At 60.0% G+C, this 15,310-nt stretch carries 18 protein-coding genes; 10 read left to right on the forward strand and 8 right to left on the reverse strand.

The window, feature by feature from the left end; genetic code table 11:
- Positions 1–200 precede the first annotated feature (200 nt).
- The 5 genes from BI327_RS43765 to BI327_RS17575 form a co-directional block, all read right to left on the reverse strand.
- Entirely contained in the window at positions 201–737 is a 537-nt protein-coding gene (locus BI327_RS43765) for a Mov34/MPN/PAD-1 family protein (protein WP_083742113.1), read from the reverse strand.
- A complete protein-coding gene (locus BI327_RS17565; protein ID WP_245334845.1) occupies positions 686–1,945 on the reverse strand; it encodes a HesA/MoeB/ThiF family protein in 1,260 nt (419 codons plus the stop codon). Before BI327_RS17565 ends, BI327_RS43765 begins: the two co-directional genes overlap by 52 nt.
- 1,010 nt (positions 1,946–2,955) lie before the next feature.
- Complete coding sequence (locus tag BI327_RS42350; RefSeq protein WP_159450460.1) at positions 2,956–3,099, reverse strand: hypothetical protein; 144 nt, start codon at positions 3,097–3,099, stop codon at positions 2,956–2,958.
- 34 nt (positions 3,100–3,133) lie between these two features.
- Positions 3,134–3,439 (reverse strand): hypothetical protein, encoded by a 306-nt coding sequence (locus BI327_RS17570; protein WP_076861971.1) that lies wholly within the window; start codon positions 3,437–3,439, stop codon positions 3,134–3,136.
- A 188-nt stretch (positions 3,440–3,627) separates the two neighbouring features.
- A complete protein-coding gene (locus tag BI327_RS17575; protein ID WP_143271625.1) occupies positions 3,628–3,846 on the reverse strand; it encodes a hypothetical protein in 219 nt (72 codons plus the stop codon).
- A gap of 185 nt (positions 3,847–4,031) precedes the next feature.
- Here BI327_RS17575 and BI327_RS17580 point away from each other — a divergent pair, with 185 nt between their 5' ends.
- A complete protein-coding gene (locus BI327_RS17580; protein ID WP_076861975.1) occupies positions 4,032–4,592 on the forward strand; it encodes a hypothetical protein in 561 nt (186 codons plus the stop codon).
- A gap of 387 nt (positions 4,593–4,979) precedes the next feature.
- Positions 4,980–5,102: a hypothetical protein gene (locus BI327_RS43565; protein WP_283807796.1), complete on the forward strand. Its 123-nt coding sequence runs from the start codon at positions 4,980–4,982 to the stop codon at positions 5,100–5,102.
- A 159-nt stretch (positions 5,103–5,261) separates the two neighbouring features.
- On the opposite strand, the gene BI327_RS17590 is transcribed toward BI327_RS43565, so the two are convergent.
- The 3 genes from BI327_RS17590 to BI327_RS17600 form a co-directional block, all read right to left on the reverse strand.
- Complete coding sequence (locus tag BI327_RS17590) at positions 5,262–6,002, reverse strand: OmpW/AlkL family protein (RefSeq protein ID WP_245334846.1); 741 nt, start codon at positions 6,000–6,002, stop codon at positions 5,262–5,264.
- Positions 6,003–6,375: 373 nt separating this feature from the next.
- Positions 6,376–6,789 (reverse strand): ArsC/Spx/MgsR family protein, encoded by a 414-nt coding sequence (locus BI327_RS17595; protein ID WP_076861980.1) that lies wholly within the window; start codon positions 6,787–6,789, stop codon positions 6,376–6,378.
- Between the two features lie 7 nt (positions 6,790–6,796).
- Entirely contained in the window at positions 6,797–7,183 is a 387-nt protein-coding gene (locus BI327_RS17600; RefSeq protein WP_083742114.1) for a hypothetical protein, read from the reverse strand.
- Between the two features lie 480 nt (positions 7,184–7,663).
- Between BI327_RS17600 and nifH the strand changes: the two genes are divergently transcribed.
- The 8 genes from nifH (at position 7,664) to BI327_RS17635 (ending at position 15,304) form a co-directional block, all read left to right on the forward strand.
- Positions 7,664–8,548, forward strand: coding sequence for a nitrogenase iron protein (gene nifH, locus BI327_RS17605; protein ID WP_076862202.1), 885 nt, complete (start codon positions 7,664–7,666; stop codon positions 8,546–8,548).
- A gap of 153 nt (positions 8,549–8,701) precedes the next feature.
- Positions 8,702–9,418 (forward strand): nitrogen fixation protein NifQ, encoded by a 717-nt coding sequence (locus tag BI327_RS17610; RefSeq protein ID WP_083742115.1) that lies wholly within the window; start codon positions 8,702–8,704, stop codon positions 9,416–9,418.
- 313 nt (positions 9,419–9,731) lie between these two features.
- Positions 9,732–10,880 carry a homocitrate synthase gene (nifV, locus tag BI327_RS17615; RefSeq protein ID WP_076861985.1) on the forward strand — a complete coding sequence of 383 codons (1,149 nt, stop codon included), beginning with the start codon at positions 9,732–9,734 and terminating at the stop codon, positions 10,878–10,880.
- A gap of 229 nt (positions 10,881–11,109) precedes the next feature.
- Positions 11,110–11,478, forward strand: coding sequence for a nitrogenase stabilizing/protective protein NifW (nifW, locus tag BI327_RS17620; RefSeq protein ID WP_076861987.1), 369 nt, complete (start codon positions 11,110–11,112; stop codon positions 11,476–11,478).
- 129 nt (positions 11,479–11,607) lie between these two features.
- Entirely contained in the window at positions 11,608–11,904 is a 297-nt protein-coding gene (locus tag BI327_RS41735) for a hypothetical protein (protein ID WP_143271626.1), read from the forward strand.
- Positions 11,905–12,529: 625 nt separating this feature from the next.
- Complete coding sequence (locus BI327_RS17625) at positions 12,530–13,639, forward strand: electron transfer flavoprotein subunit alpha/FixB family protein (protein ID WP_076861989.1); 1,110 nt, start codon at positions 12,530–12,532, stop codon at positions 13,637–13,639.
- Positions 13,640–13,648: 9 nt separating this feature from the next.
- Positions 13,649–14,956: an FAD-dependent oxidoreductase gene (locus tag BI327_RS17630; RefSeq protein WP_076861991.1), complete on the forward strand. Its 1,308-nt coding sequence runs from the start codon at positions 13,649–13,651 to the stop codon at positions 14,954–14,956.
- A gap of 51 nt (positions 14,957–15,007) precedes the next feature.
- The gene (locus BI327_RS17635) at positions 15,008–15,304 is read left to right on the forward strand and encodes a ferredoxin family protein (RefSeq protein ID WP_076861993.1); all 297 of its coding nucleotides are present in this window, start codon (positions 15,008–15,010) and stop codon (positions 15,302–15,304) included.
- The last annotated feature ends 6 nt before the right edge of the window (positions 15,305–15,310 follow it).

Raw genomic sequence — 15,310 nt, forward strand, 5'->3', positions numbered from 1 at the left:
GCGATCGCGAACAATCTGCCAGCATAAAGTTCTCCAAGGAATGTAACGGAATAGCAGGCAGTTCATTGGACCCCGCACTCGACGAATTCTGCGCCCGAGCGCTTCGCATGTTACCAATGTAATTATTGAGAGGATTTTTCAAAAAAGACCCTCCAAAACTACATAGGCCACCCGAGTGCAAGCCGGTCCGGTGCGACGGGCTATACTGAGAAAAGCTGCAATTTTGTTTCCTCGATCAACAGCTGCTGCCGCCAAGCCCATCTCGGTTTGAGCGTTGAAACCCAAACCGAGGGAGTCCAGTGCTCGGGTTTTCCGAACAGCACCACCATCAAAGGGCGGCGAGCGCGGGCTTCGCGTGACTTGATTACGCGCCGGATAGAGCGCCGATCGGTCCCACTGAGGTCCCCGGACCTAGCCTCGGGATGTGTGTGCCAGTCGCCGATATAGACGTGCGAACGTCCAGATCGATGATAGTGAAGGGCGATCTGGGAAGCCTCCCACTCGTGGTCGTGTTGGTAAGAATATCGTCGATGAACCGAGTCCGGGCCAGGTCCTACGAACTCGGTTACGACGACGGTATCAGCATCGCTCCAGTACCCGATCAGTGCTCCACCAGTTTCAAGCGGAAACTGCCGATCGGCCTCGGTTCTCAGCGAGGACAGTATTTGGGCCGAAAGCCAAACCGTTACTTCCGACATGAGCATTGGGAATGAGGCGGCAAGCGGTTTTTGTGCCATGCCGGCACGCGGATTCCATCTTGGTCTTCAAAGGCCAAGGTGTAAACGACAGACGATGATTGAGGAAACTCGCCGGCAAAAAATCCGGCCACGACCCGCATTGCTTGCAGTGAAAGTTCCTGGAGATCGAAGAAAGTGCCGGAAAATGTGCGTTCGGCGCATCCGGGTGGCTGAATCAATTCGGCTTCTGCAAACATCCCGGCAGGAGGCGAAATTCCGCTCGTTTCGTCTTCCCAGGCCCACTCAAGGCACACCGGGCAGCCCTCATTTGGCATGTAAAGGGCAACCACGCCGCCCGCGACCGATGGGGAAGCATACAGAGCGACCAGAGGAAGTGAGCGTGATCGCGCCTGATCCTGGATCAACGACGTTGTCCCGAACGAAGCGGTTCCGTCGATGACAAGATCGACACCGGCGAGCGTTTCATCCAGCGCAGCGTAATCACCGAACCCTGTTTGCGGCACAAAGGTCCCCAAAGCGTGATTTACGTAACTCACCTTCGTTGCAGGGTACTCGCGCGCGATGAAGTCGGCCAGGGCTTGGGTTTTCGTCCGGCCCCAAGCAGAAGACCCGATGGGCCATCGGATCGTGTTGCCCGGTTCGACGACATCGGCGTCCAGGAGCTTGAGCTTGCCGACCCCGTTACGTGCCAATTCGATCGCCAGCGGTGCGCCGACCGCACCGGTACCAAGGAGAGCGATTGACTTGCTTGATAACACGGAAGTCGCAGGTGCTCGCGAAATTAGATCCTGATGTCCTGCCCGTAGGGTCCTAATGATGAAAGCATCTACAGGCTCGGGGGCCTTTTTGTTGGGGTAGAACGCGCTACGTTTACCTGCCGCGAGAACGAAGAGCCATGACTCGCCTTGCTTTCGAAACTGAGTTTCGGTGGGATACAGAAAGGCGTGCAGTTGCCCCCGCTGCGAATTCGGTAGATCGAACAGAGCGGAGGGATTTGCACGACCATTCAGCAGTTCACCCAGGCCGATATTCTGGTCCTGCAACGACGGCTTTGGACGAAGCTCTTCCTCCCGGCGATCCCACGTGACTTCGATCTTCTTGACCGTGTCGCCCTGCAAGGCCGCCGGCATGGGACTGCTCCATGCGCCCACTTGCTTGCCATCGGCGTCGAGCACTGATTTCACGACGGCGCAGAAGACGATCTCACCAGATTTGTGATCCAGTCGGGCGGAGTACGCGAGCTGCATCCGTCCCGGCGCTTTCACCCCTAAGAGTGACCAATCTGAGTCGATCAAGCAGTATGAATCGGGACGGCTGCATTGATTCCACCAAACCTCAGCTGGCTCTCCTTGTGGATCTTCATCGGGACCGTTCTCGAGAGCTGCTTGAAGCTGATTCCGCAAGAGTTCGGGGACACTCCAGCTCGACGACCACTGGCGTGTATCCCGTCCAAGGAGGCATAGATTCCCGTCGAGCGGCGAGTAATGCCGCTTCGGAAAGAAACTCGGGTCCGTGAGATAAACATGCGGACGAAGGCGAGGGTAGCTATCCGGGTAGACGACCCGAAGCGGGATGCGTTTATCGCCCATGGGCCATTCAAAGCTCAAGTCGAGCCGGCCACTCGCTAATGCTTCTTGATCGATTGACGGAGCAATTTCCGCTTCAGCAAATGCATCCAGCTCCCACTGAAACCGGCCTGGAAAACGCCGGTCCCAGTGGGGGCGGGGACTATCCTGCTGCTCCGGAGGAGCTAGCACCATTCAGCCAACACGGCGCGGCGGCGGCTTCGGAGGCTCCGGCGGTCCTGGCGGCTTCGGCGGGGGGCCCGGAGGATGGTGGTCGTGGTGATGCTTGTCGTGCTCGTGGTGGTGTTTTTCGTGCTCGTGGTGGTCATGCCCACCACTTTCCTTCCCATGGCCTGACATTTTTCCTCCAGTGGTCCTGCCCGCAATGAATGTCACGTAAGTACGTTTCCCACTATGTCAACGAGCGTCTTCCTGAATCGCAACTGCGGCTATGCAGAACCGTATTATTCCGGGGATCTCCCTGGCCCCTCCTGCAACAGGACTCGTTACAACTGCGGCATAGCAAAATGGTACCGGGAAGGCGTACGTTCATTATCAATCGACGTTTACCGGTCCCCATCACCAAACCCGCGTGCAGAACGCAAGCGGCGAGCGCCTCCCGGAAGGCCCGCCACAGCGGGTCATTGCCGTATACTTCGCCCGCCGAGATCTCGTCGGCTACGTGGGCGAAATCAGTCAAAAGTAGGATGCCCTTCAGCAATTCGCGTTCCCTTGGACTGCAGACTCGCGTAGCGGCGCGCGGCCTTCGTGAAGCGTCCGCACTCCCCGTCGTTGAGCATGACGATGGCCTGGAAGGCCGAATAGTTCTGCATCACGTCGAGCGCTTCGAGGTAGATGGGCCTAGCGCAGTCATGATCCGGCGCGGTGAGCCGCCTTGAATTGAGCGTACGTGTAGGTCACTTGGATTCCTTTCCCTGCTGGTTGGCGGTTCGCTGTGCCTTTGGCGGCGATCTCGCGGCGGCGATGGTACGTCGCCCCGATCTGGTCCGGGTCCGGTGCCGGCTTCACGCCCGCGGTATCGAGCTCTTTCTTGACGGCCCGGAAGTGCCGCCCGCGTTGCTTCGCCAGCACGAACAGCGACACGAGTTCCTGCTCGAACCGCTCGACCTCTTCGATCGGGACGACCGCGGTCGGGCAGCGGTTGACGGAGGTCACGACGTGACGGTCTTGAGGTGCCCGCCGGCGATCAGTTTGCTGACGACGCGATCGGCGGTCTGCAGACGTTCCTCGCGAGCCTAGCCGGTGAGCCCGCCATGATTGGCTACCCGGGTCAGCGTCCGGACCTCTTCGACATCGACCGGGACGCCATGTAGTCGCACTCGCCAGCGAGGGGGCCTTGCGCGTCAGGCGCCCGTCGAGAAGCGCCTGAACGATCGCGGTGGCCTGTAGCAGGCCTTCTTGGCGGCGCTAGGCATGTCGGCCAGGCTGGCTGCGGCCTTGACCGGCGGAGCGCCGTCCAGCAGGCGACCAAGGAATGCGTCCAGGTCCTCTGGCGCGAACATGTCGACGGCGCCGTGATCGGCGGTCTTGAGGCGGGGCTTAAGGATGCCGGAGCGGTACAAGAGGGCCCGCTGCACCCGAGGCGCGTTTGATGTATTCGCCGGCCTCCAGCAGCGGTAGCGGGGCGGCGGCCGCCGTCTGAGGGAAACGCTCTTCTGGGCGTCGACGAGCAATTCCCGTCCGCGAGCAGGTCCGCGCCTTGGGGCAGCATTCCCGCTGACGAGAGGACCTTTCTCAACAGCTTGGGATGCAATCCGGCTTCCAGGGAGAGCGTCTGAAGGGAATGCGGCCGCCTCACTTCGACCGGTTTGCCGAACACAACGTCGCCGGCGCCGACCGGGAAGTTTTGCAAGATAAAGGTGCCGACCAAGTCGCGCAGCGGGTCGAAGGGCTTGTCCTCTCGCCCGAATTCGAGGGTCTGGTAGACGCGGCCGAAGATCGCCTGCGGCCCCTCCTTGGCGGCCCGCGAGTACGGGACAGTTGCCTGCAGATCGTCGAGGAAGACCTCGATGACTGGTTTGCCGTTGCCGACGATGTCGAAACCGTCGGTGCCGGCCTTGCGCCATTCCTAGTCAGTCAGCGTCTTCAGGTTCGGCATGCGTCCGAAGCGGGGTTCACGTCGACAAAAACGTCGTTCTGGCAGTCGTATCGACGGCAGGTGACGTGGCTCAGGTCGTGCCCTTCGGCTCTGAGTTCGCTTTCGACCTCAATCGCCGCGTCCGTCGCTTTGGTGTCGCTGGGGCACGTCGTGGTGAAGATGATTTCCTTGAGCCCGGCCTTGATCGCAAGCGCATCCTGCAGCCCTTGAGGATGGCCGCCTTATTTAGCGGTACCTCGTATCGCCGGCACTTGATCCCGACGAAGTGGCCGTGAATCCCGTCGCCGCGAGCGAGGATGTCGATTCCGCCTGCTTCTGGCCATGGCGCCCGTACTGCTGCGCGTGTGGTCCTTCAACTCGGCCTGGAAGAGGACCACGCATCCGCGCTGGAAGTCCTGCCAATTCTTGGGCTTCGGAATGTCTAGCGCCGCTATCACGCTAGACAGAGTTCCAGCTGATAGCGCAGGAACTTCGGACACGGCGGCAGTGCCCGACACGGCCGCGAGTCCGGCCACCGACGCTGAACTACGGAGCACACTGAAGCAGTGTTCCCTTTGTGTTGCGAATGGAAAAGCTCTTGAGCGGGTGGTGCTCGTCTTGGCCGACACCGACGTCTGCCCGTGTGACCTCAAGCTGCTCGAGGACATTCGGTCTCCTGGTTCATCCGAGGATGCCAACGAAATGATGGACATCACGATTCATACAGATGAACAGGCGTGATCCCTCGTGCTGGCTTCGTCAATCGCGCACAACCGAAGCGGATGCGGCGTCGGGCCCGGCTCCCGGCGCTGCGCGTGATGACGCTTCTTCGAATCGTTACCTCGCTCGACCTCCTCGTTTAAGCAAATCTGTTCGATTCTTTTGGATCGTGCTCTTTACTCAGAACTTATACGTGACGCCGCCGCTAATCAGCCATGGGTCGATATTAGCGCGCCCCGTGACGGGGATCGTACCGTTTACGGTCGCCGAATAATCCGGCCGCAACCACAACTTCTTCACGTCAAAGTTGAGGCCCCAATGACGATCAAGCATATAGTCGAAGCCGAATTGGATCGCGGGGCTAACTGTGTTGTTGACGTGCAAATCTGTCACCACCAGGCCGGCGAACGGCGTCCTGGCCGCGGATTGGGAGAGGAACGCGGTGTAGTTGATGCCGGCGCCGATATACGGCTTGAATGGGCCGAATTGAGTGAAGTGGTATTGAAGCGTCAGCGTCGGCGGCAACAGCGAGGTTTTACCGATATCAAGCCCGCTCAGCATCCCAGTGCCGCTGATCTGATGTCTGGTCACGGCGAGAATGAGTTCAGCGGAGATGTTGGGGGTGAAGAAATAGGTGATGTCGAGCTCCGGTACGACCCGATCGCTGATCGAGAGCCCGGAATTCGGTGACGATAGGGGCGGGACGCCGCCGACATTGACCGAACTGCCTTCGGAATCTGGCAGCACGCCGAGCACGCGAAGGCGGATCATTAGGGGATTGAAGGGTTCGACCAGTGGAGGTCTAGCGTAGACTTGCGCCGGTGCGAGATCCGCAGCCTGTGCCGACGACGTAGCGCCTCCGTCGACCGCTGCCGCAAGCACGAGCAGGGACGCCTTCGTCAGAATTGTTCTTGCTCTCATCAAAGTCTCCATTCCAAAGTTCGCGTGGATACTCACGCGAACCCTCTGTCACATGAGCGGGATGGCAAAGGATTTGATGCGGATCAAATCGGCTGGGTCTTCGACGCAATTAAGTCGCCGAGTCACATCAGGGATACGCGAAGCGTTCCAAGCTGACGCCGTGCGTCGTATCCCACGCTTGCGCTGCAGGTTCGCTTTTGCGCGAAGCAAAAATCCGCCCGGAGCAGTATCGCCACATCTGCAGTGGGCGATAGAGACCTCTCATCTTCTAATCTTCGCAGCGCGAACTTTGCGCATCGCACGCGCCCTTGAAGAAAGAGGGAGAGAGAGCGTCTGTCCTGTCACTGCCATAACCGGAATTTTTGCAGTCGCCTCACTTGCGTGGACAGTCCATGGAAGTTCCCTCGCGTGAGCATCCTTCGAGATCATCTTGCGCGGTCCGCCCAAGCAACGACAGCACGGGCTCACGATCGAAACCCGCGCATCTTGCGCCGTCGACGTCGATCAGGGGGCGTCGGATCAAAAGCGGATCGCCGAGCATCAGCGCAAGTGCGCTCGCCGCATCGATCGTGTCAGGAGTAACTTCGCCCGACTTGATGCGCGGCGCGGAGGGGTTGAACCAGGATGCGACCGGCCTATGTCCGAAGAACAAGCGCAGTTCCTGCGTGCACCACGGCTCTTTCAAGATATCTTTGACAATCACGCGATGGCCCGCGGCCGTCAATGAGCGGATTTGTCGGGCGTTGGTGGCGCAGCCACTCTTTTGATAGAAGATGATCGTTGCCATGGCGCATCTATTCGAGCGCGCCAGGCTGAGCGATCGGTGTGACGCCACCACCGTCGAGAACGGCTTCGACCTTGTTGCGGTCTGCTTTCAACGTCGCTGGCTTGCCCTGCTCGCCAGGTGCGCCGTCTGTGATGCCGCCGCCCGTGTTGGCCTCGTCTGATGCGTCGCGGACGATCGGGATTCGAACGCCAGAGCATTGGGACGCCATTTCGCCGGTCAGCGCCGGCTCCCTTTGATCCAAAAGACAGCCGCCGAGCGACACCACACCCGGTTCCGGCCAGTCGCCCTTGGCAAGAGCGTGTTCCGGCGTTGCAAGCTGGTGCGTCTTGATCCCATCATACGACCTGCATCGCAGGGCCGCGCGGGCGATCTTGCCATCATCGATCACATACATCGGCCGCTCGCCTATCCCCTTTGATGTTTCGCTCCCGACCTGCATTGTCGTGCTCCGCCAACGATTCACCGCAAGGACCGATTGGCAATTCCCGTTCCACGCTTGAACGCGTCGAAGTAGCCCGCGGCAAGCCGGCCTTGACCCGTTTGATGCTTACGAGGCCTGTTCGGTTTCCGACAGGCGGGCCTAAGTCCTGTCAGGTACACAACAGCCGTGACCTTGCGCTAGATAAGCCGGGGTCTTCCGCAGGTGCGTGGGTTTGCAACACGTATTCAGACGCTTAACGAGCGCGGACAAGGGCTGGCACGGCCGTTGCTATAGGGATGGCGCAACACTGAGTAAGGGCTGAGTGCACGCAGACGCAAAAGACGAGCGATGCTCTCCTTCCCTTGAACCCGTGGGCTCCGTTTCTGAGCAAGAAACAAAGCTCGCGCGCAGAGCAGCGCGTAATGTTTGGCAAATCGGTTGATGGAGAGCAACATGTCTTCACTGAGGCAAATCGCATTCTACGGCAAGGGTGGCATTGGCAAATCGACCACCTCGCAGAACACGCTGGCAGCGCTCGCCGAGATGGGTCAAAAGATCCTGATCGTGGGCTGTGATCCAAAGGCGGACTCGACCCGCCTGATCCTGCACGCCAAGGCGCAGGACACGATCTTGAGTCTGGCAGCGAACGCCGGAAGTGTCGAGGACCTCGAACTCGAGGACGTGATGAAGATCGGCTACAAGGACATCCGCTGCGTGGAATCGGGCGGGCCCGAGCCGGGTGTCGGCTGTGCGGGGCGCGGCGTCATCACCTCGATCAATTTCCTGGAGGAGAATGGGGCGTACGAGGGCATCGACTATGTCTCTTATGACGTGCTCGGCGACGTTGTCTGCGGTGGCTTTGCGATGCCAATCCGCGAGAACAAGGCGCAGGAGATCTATATTGTGATGTCCGGTGAGATGATGGCGATGTACGCCGCCAACAATATCTCCAAGGGCATTCTGAAATACGCCAACTCTGGCGGTGTACGGCTGGGCGGCCTGGTCTGCAACGAGCGGCAGACCGATAAGGAGCTGGAACTGGCGGACGCGCTGGCCAAGAAGCTGGGAACCACGCTGATCTATTTCGTGCCTCGCGACAACATCGTCCAGCATGCGGAATTGCGCCGGATGACGGTGCTGGAGTATGCGCCAGACTCTCAGCAGGCCGATCACTATCGCAAGCTCGCGACCAAGGTCCACAACAACGGCGGCAAAGGCGTCATCCCGACGCCAATCTCCATGGACGAGCTCGAGGACATGCTGATGGAGCACGGCATCATGAAGGCGGTTGACGAGTCAATTGTCGGCAAGAGCGCCGCCGAACTCGCTGCCTCGTAAAGGTGGCGACTCGTGGCCTCGTAAGGGCGCGCGAGCGGGTGCCGGTCTCCCCCAGTTCCCCCCCATCCCGGGAGACCGGCATTCCGGCGCGAGACGCCCTGACAGGGTTGGGATGCGGCTGAGCATACTTGGACCCGCGGTGGAAAGGCCGGCATGTTTGAAGCGAAGTTGCCTCCGCGGTCGGTTGATTGTGCGATCGGGACGAGCGAAGACGTGCATAAAGGTATTGCAACCTATCGCCTGCTCACTGGAGTTCTCCCCGAAGACGCCGAGATAGCCGCCGACAGCGATTTCGATCGCCACGTGCTGGCATCTATTCTGGCGGCTGCCGTAATGGATGGTGGCTCACTTCCCGAAAAAGCCGGCCTGACAGACCATGAACTGGCGGCATTGCTGGATCAGCACTTCTCGTCGATTGAAATCAAAGCCGAACAGTCGCTCGCGTGTTTCGAGTCCAATGTGACCGACGAGGTCGCAATGGTGCGTGATCTCCTGCTCGCGCGACGGTCGACGGAAGGGGATATCGGCCGCTGGCTGGCTGCAATGATCGCCCGACGCGCCATTGAACCAGATCACTTGTGGGAAGACCTCGGACTGCGCAACCGAGGCGAACTCTCTCGGCTTCTAAGCCGCCATTTTGCGCCGCTCGCGGCGCGCAATATTAACAATATGCGATGGAAGCGGTTCTTCTATCGCACGCTATGCGAGGACGAGGGCCTCGTGATGTGTACGACGCCGGTGTGCACGCAATGTAACGACTTCAACGTCTGCTTTGGCGATGAAAGCGGTGAGAGCCGGATGGCCGAGCGCCGGCGCGACGTTCTGCTGCAGGCGGCGAGCCCGATCGTCGCCGGCGACTGGCCGATCTGAGGCGGGCGTAGAGAGCGCCTGTTGGCCAGCTTTCCGGTCGATGACTGCCCAGGCTTGGCGACCAGCCGGCGATCCGTGTCGCAAGCTTGGGTCGAATCCGGCCCGGCGAGGCGCAAGTCAATTTGACGCGTCCGCTCTGCAACGCTGTCGCGTTTGCGACAATCCAATCCCGACAAAAACCACATATCGGTCAATCGTTTGATGTGCTCGCCGGCGTGGCATGCCGGTTGCTGAAGCACATTCCGTGGTCGGACATAGCAGGGGGTTTCTCGTGATCGCTGCCGCAACTGTTGCAAAACCGTCATGGTCTGAAATGGCGCCGGCCAAGCCAATCGTGCTCAACGACACGACATTGCGCGACGGGGAGCAGGCGCCTGGCGTTGCGTTTACCGCCGACGAAAAGCTGGCGATCGCGCGGGCGCTGGAGCGGGCCGGGGTCACCGAAGTCGAAGCCGGGACGCCCGCCATGGGCAGCGAGGAGATCGCTGCGATCCGCGCCATTGTCGAAGCCGGTCTCCCGCTCACCACCATTGGCTGGTGCCGGATGCGAGAGGCCGATGTCGATGCGGCGATCGAGGCGAAGGTATCCATGGTCAACATGTCGATCCCGGCCTCCGACGTGCAGATCGCGGCCAAGATTGGCGGAAATCGCGAATTGGCGCTGGAGCAGATGAAGCGAGTAGTCGGCTACGCCTGTGAGCGGGGGCTCAAGGTCGCTGTTGGCGGCGAGGACTCCTCCCGTGCCGATGTCGAGTTTCTCATCACCCTGGTCGCAACTGCAAAGGCGGCAGGTGCGCGGCGCTTTCGCATTGCCGATACGCTCAGCGTGCTTGATCCAGATTCAACTTGCGCGCTGGTCGGGCATTTGCGTGCGGCCACTGATCTCGAGCTCGAGTTTCACGGCCACGACGATCTCGGGCTTGCGACCGCCAACACGCTCGCTGCCATCAAAGCCGGTGCGAGCCATGCCTCGGTGACGGTCATTGGGCTCGGCGAGCGTGCGGGCAACGCGCCGCTGGAGGAGGTCGCAGTCGCGCTCAAACAGCTCTACGGACGACAGACCACCATCATACTGCCGGAGCTCGAGAACGTCGCTGCGGTGGTCGCGGCCGCGGCAGCACGTGCGATTCCTCTGAACAAGGCGATCGTGGGTGAGCATGTATTCACTCACGAATCCGGTATTCATGTCGACGGTCTGCTGAAGGATCAACGCACCTATCAGTGGCTTGACCCCCGTTTGCTAGGTCGCTCCAACCGTTTTGTGATCGGAAAACATTCTGGACTTTCGGCGATCACAACGCTGCTCGACGAATTGCAGCTTGCCGCGAGCGCCGATGAGGCAAGACAGATTCTGTCGCGGGTGCGGAAATATGCCGTTGAGAACAAGCTGCCGGTTGAGCGCGAGACATTGGTTGGGATTTGGCGCGACGTCTGTGAACGCTCATTGAGCCATCGCGCGTGATGCCATGTCCAGCATTGTCCCCGCCGGCCATCGCCGGCGTCCAGGTGTCCGACCCTGCGCGGTGCCTCGCGAAGGCGATCCAGTGCTACTCGACCGTTTCGCGTTTCCGAAGCCTTGGTTGGCCGTTGGCCGATGCGTTGGGGCTCTGCAAGGCTAAAGGGTGGCAGGATTTTGCGGCTGTGCCGGGCCCGATCGCACGCCGGCGGCTTAGCCGAAGGGAGAGTTTTCGATGAGCGACACACCGGCGACAGCTGGCATCATGGAGCGGCTCAACGCGGCCGCCTCAGCAGAGGAGTTTTTTGCGCTCCTTGACGTCGGCTACGACCCCAAGATCCTCGACGTCGCACGCCTGCATATCCTGGGGCGTATGGGGCAACATCTCGCCAAAGAACAATTCGCCGGCGTCTCGGAACCAGAGGTCATGGCCCGGTGCAAGGCAATGCTGGAGCAGGCCTATGCCGATTTCGTGGTGTCGTCACCGATCGACCAGCGCGTATTCAAGGTGTTGAGGGATGCGGTCGCAGAGCCCAAGAACGCAGAGCACGAGAACGCAGAACCCAAGAGGCCCGCCTTCGTGCCATTGAGTGTTCTGAAGTAGCCGCGCCGTCACACTCGGTGCGGCTTGTTCCCGCGCCCTTGTCGTTACGGCCCAGGTTTGCGGTCTTCGTCTTCATCAAGCTCAACTCGCTGCACGAGTAAGCAAAGCGGCGTTGTTGGATTTGCGACCATGTCAGAAGTTGTCGTGCCGGTGATGTTGCAGGTTATCTTCGCCAAAACATCTCAAGCCATTGTTTTAACTTTTGATTTTCGATGGCGCCGGGACTGGTACGACACTTGCTGTTCTTCTGCCATGTCCGTCACTGACGGCGAGCTGCCGACTTTTGTTCCAGATGAGATTTGGAGGAAGACAAATGACGTTGCGTTTGCTGCTCACTCCCAGTGCCGCGATCATTTCATGGCTCATGCTCACGCGAAGCTCCGTTCGAAATTGCCTTCGGTGCAATTGAGATCAGGGATTGACTGAAAGATGCCGATCCATCGATAGCTCAAGCATCCACACGACCGTCCGGAGAAGGCATGCATACGGCCGTCTGCATCGAGCAGGTTACTGATTTTGCGCTCATCTTCCAACACCCCACGACCAGCAGCATCATCTGCCGGGAGGGTCAATCATCATGGTGGTGTGCGATTTCTTTGCACCGGAAGACGTGCACCAATTACATGACGGGTTCGTCGGAAAGATTAACGCGTTCGCCACAGTCAGCGCGTAGCGCCACGTCGAAGGCGGCGCGCGAGTGTTGCGCACAAATCGGAGCTGCCTGGTCAACCCTTCTGGAAGCGATGAGCGGGACTGGCCGCGGCGGCACGGCCAACGCCGTGCGGCGGGCGCGGGCGCCGGTCGCGATATGGGGCGCGGAGGAGGCCGGAGCCAAGGACATCTTCAAACATGACTTGTCGAAACGTGACCTGTGCGGCAACCGGCGATCGCCGAGCGCTCCTTTTTGCGCTGGGGCCAAACCGCAACGGCGGAGCCGATGGCGGCAGCCAAGAAGCCGGTCCGGCGCTGATCAATCCATCTTCAAGGGGCAATCGAAGCTAGAGCGCGATCCTGTAGCGCAGGCGCGCTGGTTCTGAGGGAATTCAAAGGTATGAGCAACGTCACCAAAGCTGCCATGCCGGCCGTAGGCGGCCGTGCCGCAGCCAAAAGAGAATTGCCGGAGCACTTTAAGGCCTATAAGCACGTCTGGGTCTTCGTCGAGCAGGAGCGCGGTCAGGTACATCCCGTATCCTGGGAGCTCATGGGCGCGGGCCGCAGGCTTGCCGACAAGCTGAAGGTTGATCTCGCCGCAATCGTAATCGGTCCGGAGGGGGAGGCGACGCGCAATGCCGCGCTTGAATCGTTCTGCTATGGCGCCGATCTGAGCTATCTCGTGCCCGACAACATTCTGTCGGAGTATCGCAATGAATCCTATACCAAGGCGCTGACCGAACTTGTCAACGCCTACAAGCCCGAAATACTGCTGCTCGGCGCCACCACGCTCGGCCGCGATCTGGCGGGATCGGTCGCGACGACGCTTCTGACGGGGCTAACTGCTGACTGCACCGCGCTCGACGTCGACGCTGATGGTTCGCTTGCGGCCACACGTCCGACCTTTGGCGGCTCGCTGCTCTGCACGATCTACACCTTGAATTACCGGCCGCAGATGGCAACCGTCCGCCCGCGCGTCATGCCGATGCCCGAACGTGTCGAGTGCGATGCGTCCCGCATCGTTATCCATCCGCTCGGTCTCATTGAGGACGATATCGTCACCAAGGTGCTGTCGTTCATTCCGGACCGCGATTCCGAAACGTCCAATCTTGCCTACGCCGATGTCGTGGTCGCCGGCGGCTTGGGACTGGGATCGCAGGACAACTTCCACTTGGTGCGCCAGCTCGCAACAGTCCTTGGCGCCGAGTATGGTTGCTCACGCCCTCTGGTGCAAAAGGGTTGGGTCTCGACTGACCGGCAGATTGGCCAGACCGGCAAGACCATTCGGCCAAAGCTCTATATCGCCGCTGGCATATCCGGTGCGATCCAGCATAGGGTCGGCGTCGAGGGCGCAGATCTGATCGTCGCGATCAATACCGACAAGAATGCGCCGATATTCGATTTCGCCCATATCGCCATCGTCAACGACGCCCTGCAATTGTTGCCGGCGCTGACGGCCGCATTTCGAGCGCGGCTCTTGCCGCATTCGCGCGCCCGGATCGCGAGCTAGGAGATTGTCATGATCGATGAGAGGTTCGACGCAATCGTCGTTGGCGCCGGGATGGCGGGCAACGCGGCGGCACTGACTCTGGCTAAGCGCGGCATGAAGGTCCTGCAGCTCGAGCGCGGCGAATATGCCGGATCGAAGAATGTACAGGGTGCAATCCTCTATGCCGACATGATGGAAAAGCTGATACCGGCCTTCCGCGACGAGGCGCCGCTCGAACGCCACCTGGTCGAGCAGCGGTTCTGGATGATGGACGATCGCTCCCACCTCGGCATGCAGTATCGCTCCGAGGACTTCAACGAGGAGCGGCCCAACCGCTATACCATCATTCGCGCGCAGTTCGACAAATGGTTCTCGTCAAAAGTGCGGGAGGCTGGCGCGACCGTATTATGCGAGACGACGGTTACCGAGCTCGCACGAGACGACCATGGAAAAGTGATCGGTATTCATACAGATCGCCGCGACGGCGAGATACACGCCGACGTCGTGGTGTTGGCCGAAGGGGTTAATGGCCTGCTTGGGACGCGTGCGGGCCTGCGCGCACGGCCGGAGCCTGACAAGGTGGCATTAGCGGTCAAGGAAATGCACTTCCTGCCGCGCGAGACGATCGAGGCTCGCTTCAATCTCGAGGGCGACGAGGGTCTCGTGATTGAAGCCGCAGGTACCATTTCCCGCGGCATGACCGGAATGGGTTTCATCTATGCCAACAAGGAGTGCATTTCGCTCGGTATCGGTTGCCTTGTCGCCGACTTCCAGCGCACCGGTGAGACGCCCTACGGGTTGCTCGATCACTTCAAGAGGCATCCCTCCGTGGCGCCGCTGATCGCAGGCTCCGAGGTCAAGGAATATTCCGCACACCTCATTCCCGAGGGCGGCTACAAGGCGATTCCGCAGCTCTATGGTGAGGGCTGGGTGGTGGCAGGCGACGCGGCGCAGCTCAACAATGCCGTCCATCGCGAAGGCTCCAACCTTGCGATGACCTCAGGCCGCATCGCCGCCGAAGCAATCTCCCAGCTGAAATCGCGCGGCGATCGCATGACCGCAAAAAACCTGTCGCTCTACAAGAAGATGCTGGATGATTCCTTTGTCATCAAGGATCTGAAGAAATACAAGGATTTGCCGATCCTGATGCACACCAATTCGCAAAACTTCTTCCTCACCTATCCGCAACTGCTCTCAAGGGCGATGCAGAACTTTGTGCGTGTCGATGGTACGCCGAAGGCCGAGAAGGAGAAGATGACTTTGAAATCCTTTGTCAAGGCGCGGTCGTGGACAGGTCTGTTCGGCGATGCATTCCGTTTCGCTCGTGCATGGCGCTGACCAAGATCGAGCCTGACAAACCAAGTCGAACTGGACAAAGGAGGTTAAAGCATGAATGCCGAGCCTTTAGTGCGTGTTGAGGACAAATTGTACTACAACCGCTACCTTGTCGACGTCGGCAGGCCCCACGTCAAGGTGCGCGCCCACACCACGCCATCGCCGCAACTCCTTGCACTTTTGAAAGCCTGCCCCGCGCGCTGCTATGAGCTTAACGACGAGGGGCAGGTCGAAGTCACCGTCGACGGCTGCATCGAGTGTGGCACCTGCCGCGTCATCGGCGAGCCGACCGGCGACATCGAATGGAGTTATCCGCGCGGTGGATATGGTGTGTTATTCAAGTTTGGGTAAGGGGTG

The sequence above is a fragment of the Bradyrhizobium mercantei genome (genome assembly GCF_001982635.1).
Classification (GTDB): domain Bacteria; phylum Pseudomonadota; class Alphaproteobacteria; order Rhizobiales; family Xanthobacteraceae; genus Bradyrhizobium; species Bradyrhizobium mercantei.

Coding starts and splice junctions, on each gene's coding strand:
- BI327_RS17565 (WP_245334845.1), bottom strand. CDS start 1,945: ATGCAGCTCGCGTACTCCGCCCGACTGGATCACAAATCTGGTGAGATC.
- BI327_RS17590 (WP_245334846.1), bottom strand. CDS start 6,002: ATGAGAGCAAGAACAATTCTGACGAAGGCGTCCCTGCTCGTGCTTGCG.
- nifW (WP_076861987.1), top strand. CDS start 11,110: ATGAGCGACACACCGGCGACAGCTGGCATCATGGAGCGGCTCAACGCG.
- BI327_RS17580 (WP_076861975.1), top strand. CDS start 4,032: ATGCAATCCGGCTTCCAGGGAGAGCGTCTGAAGGGAATGCGGCCGCCT.
- BI327_RS17600 (WP_083742114.1), bottom strand. CDS start 7,183: ATGTATGTGATCGATGATGGCAAGATCGCCCGCGCGGCCCTGCGATGC.
- BI327_RS17630 (WP_076861991.1), top strand. CDS start 13,649: ATGATCGATGAGAGGTTCGACGCAATCGTCGTTGGCGCCGGGATGGCG.
- BI327_RS17635 (WP_076861993.1), top strand. CDS start 15,008: ATGAATGCCGAGCCTTTAGTGCGTGTTGAGGACAAATTGTACTACAAC.
- nifV (WP_076861985.1), top strand. CDS start 9,732: ATGGCGCCGGCCAAGCCAATCGTGCTCAACGACACGACATTGCGCGAC.
- BI327_RS17595 (WP_076861980.1), bottom strand. CDS start 6,789: ATGGCAACGATCATCTTCTATCAAAAGAGTGGCTGCGCCACCAACGCC.
- nifH (WP_076862202.1), top strand. CDS start 7,664: ATGTCTTCACTGAGGCAAATCGCATTCTACGGCAAGGGTGGCATTGGC.
- BI327_RS43765 (WP_083742113.1), bottom strand. CDS start 737: ATGGCACAAAAACCGCTTGCCGCCTCATTCCCAATGCTCATGTCGGAA.
- BI327_RS41735 (WP_143271626.1), top strand. CDS start 11,608: ATGTCAGAAGTTGTCGTGCCGGTGATGTTGCAGGTTATCTTCGCCAAA.
- BI327_RS17625 (WP_076861989.1), top strand. CDS start 12,530: ATGAGCAACGTCACCAAAGCTGCCATGCCGGCCGTAGGCGGCCGTGCC.
- BI327_RS17610 (WP_083742115.1), top strand. CDS start 8,702: ATGTTTGAAGCGAAGTTGCCTCCGCGGTCGGTTGATTGTGCGATCGGG.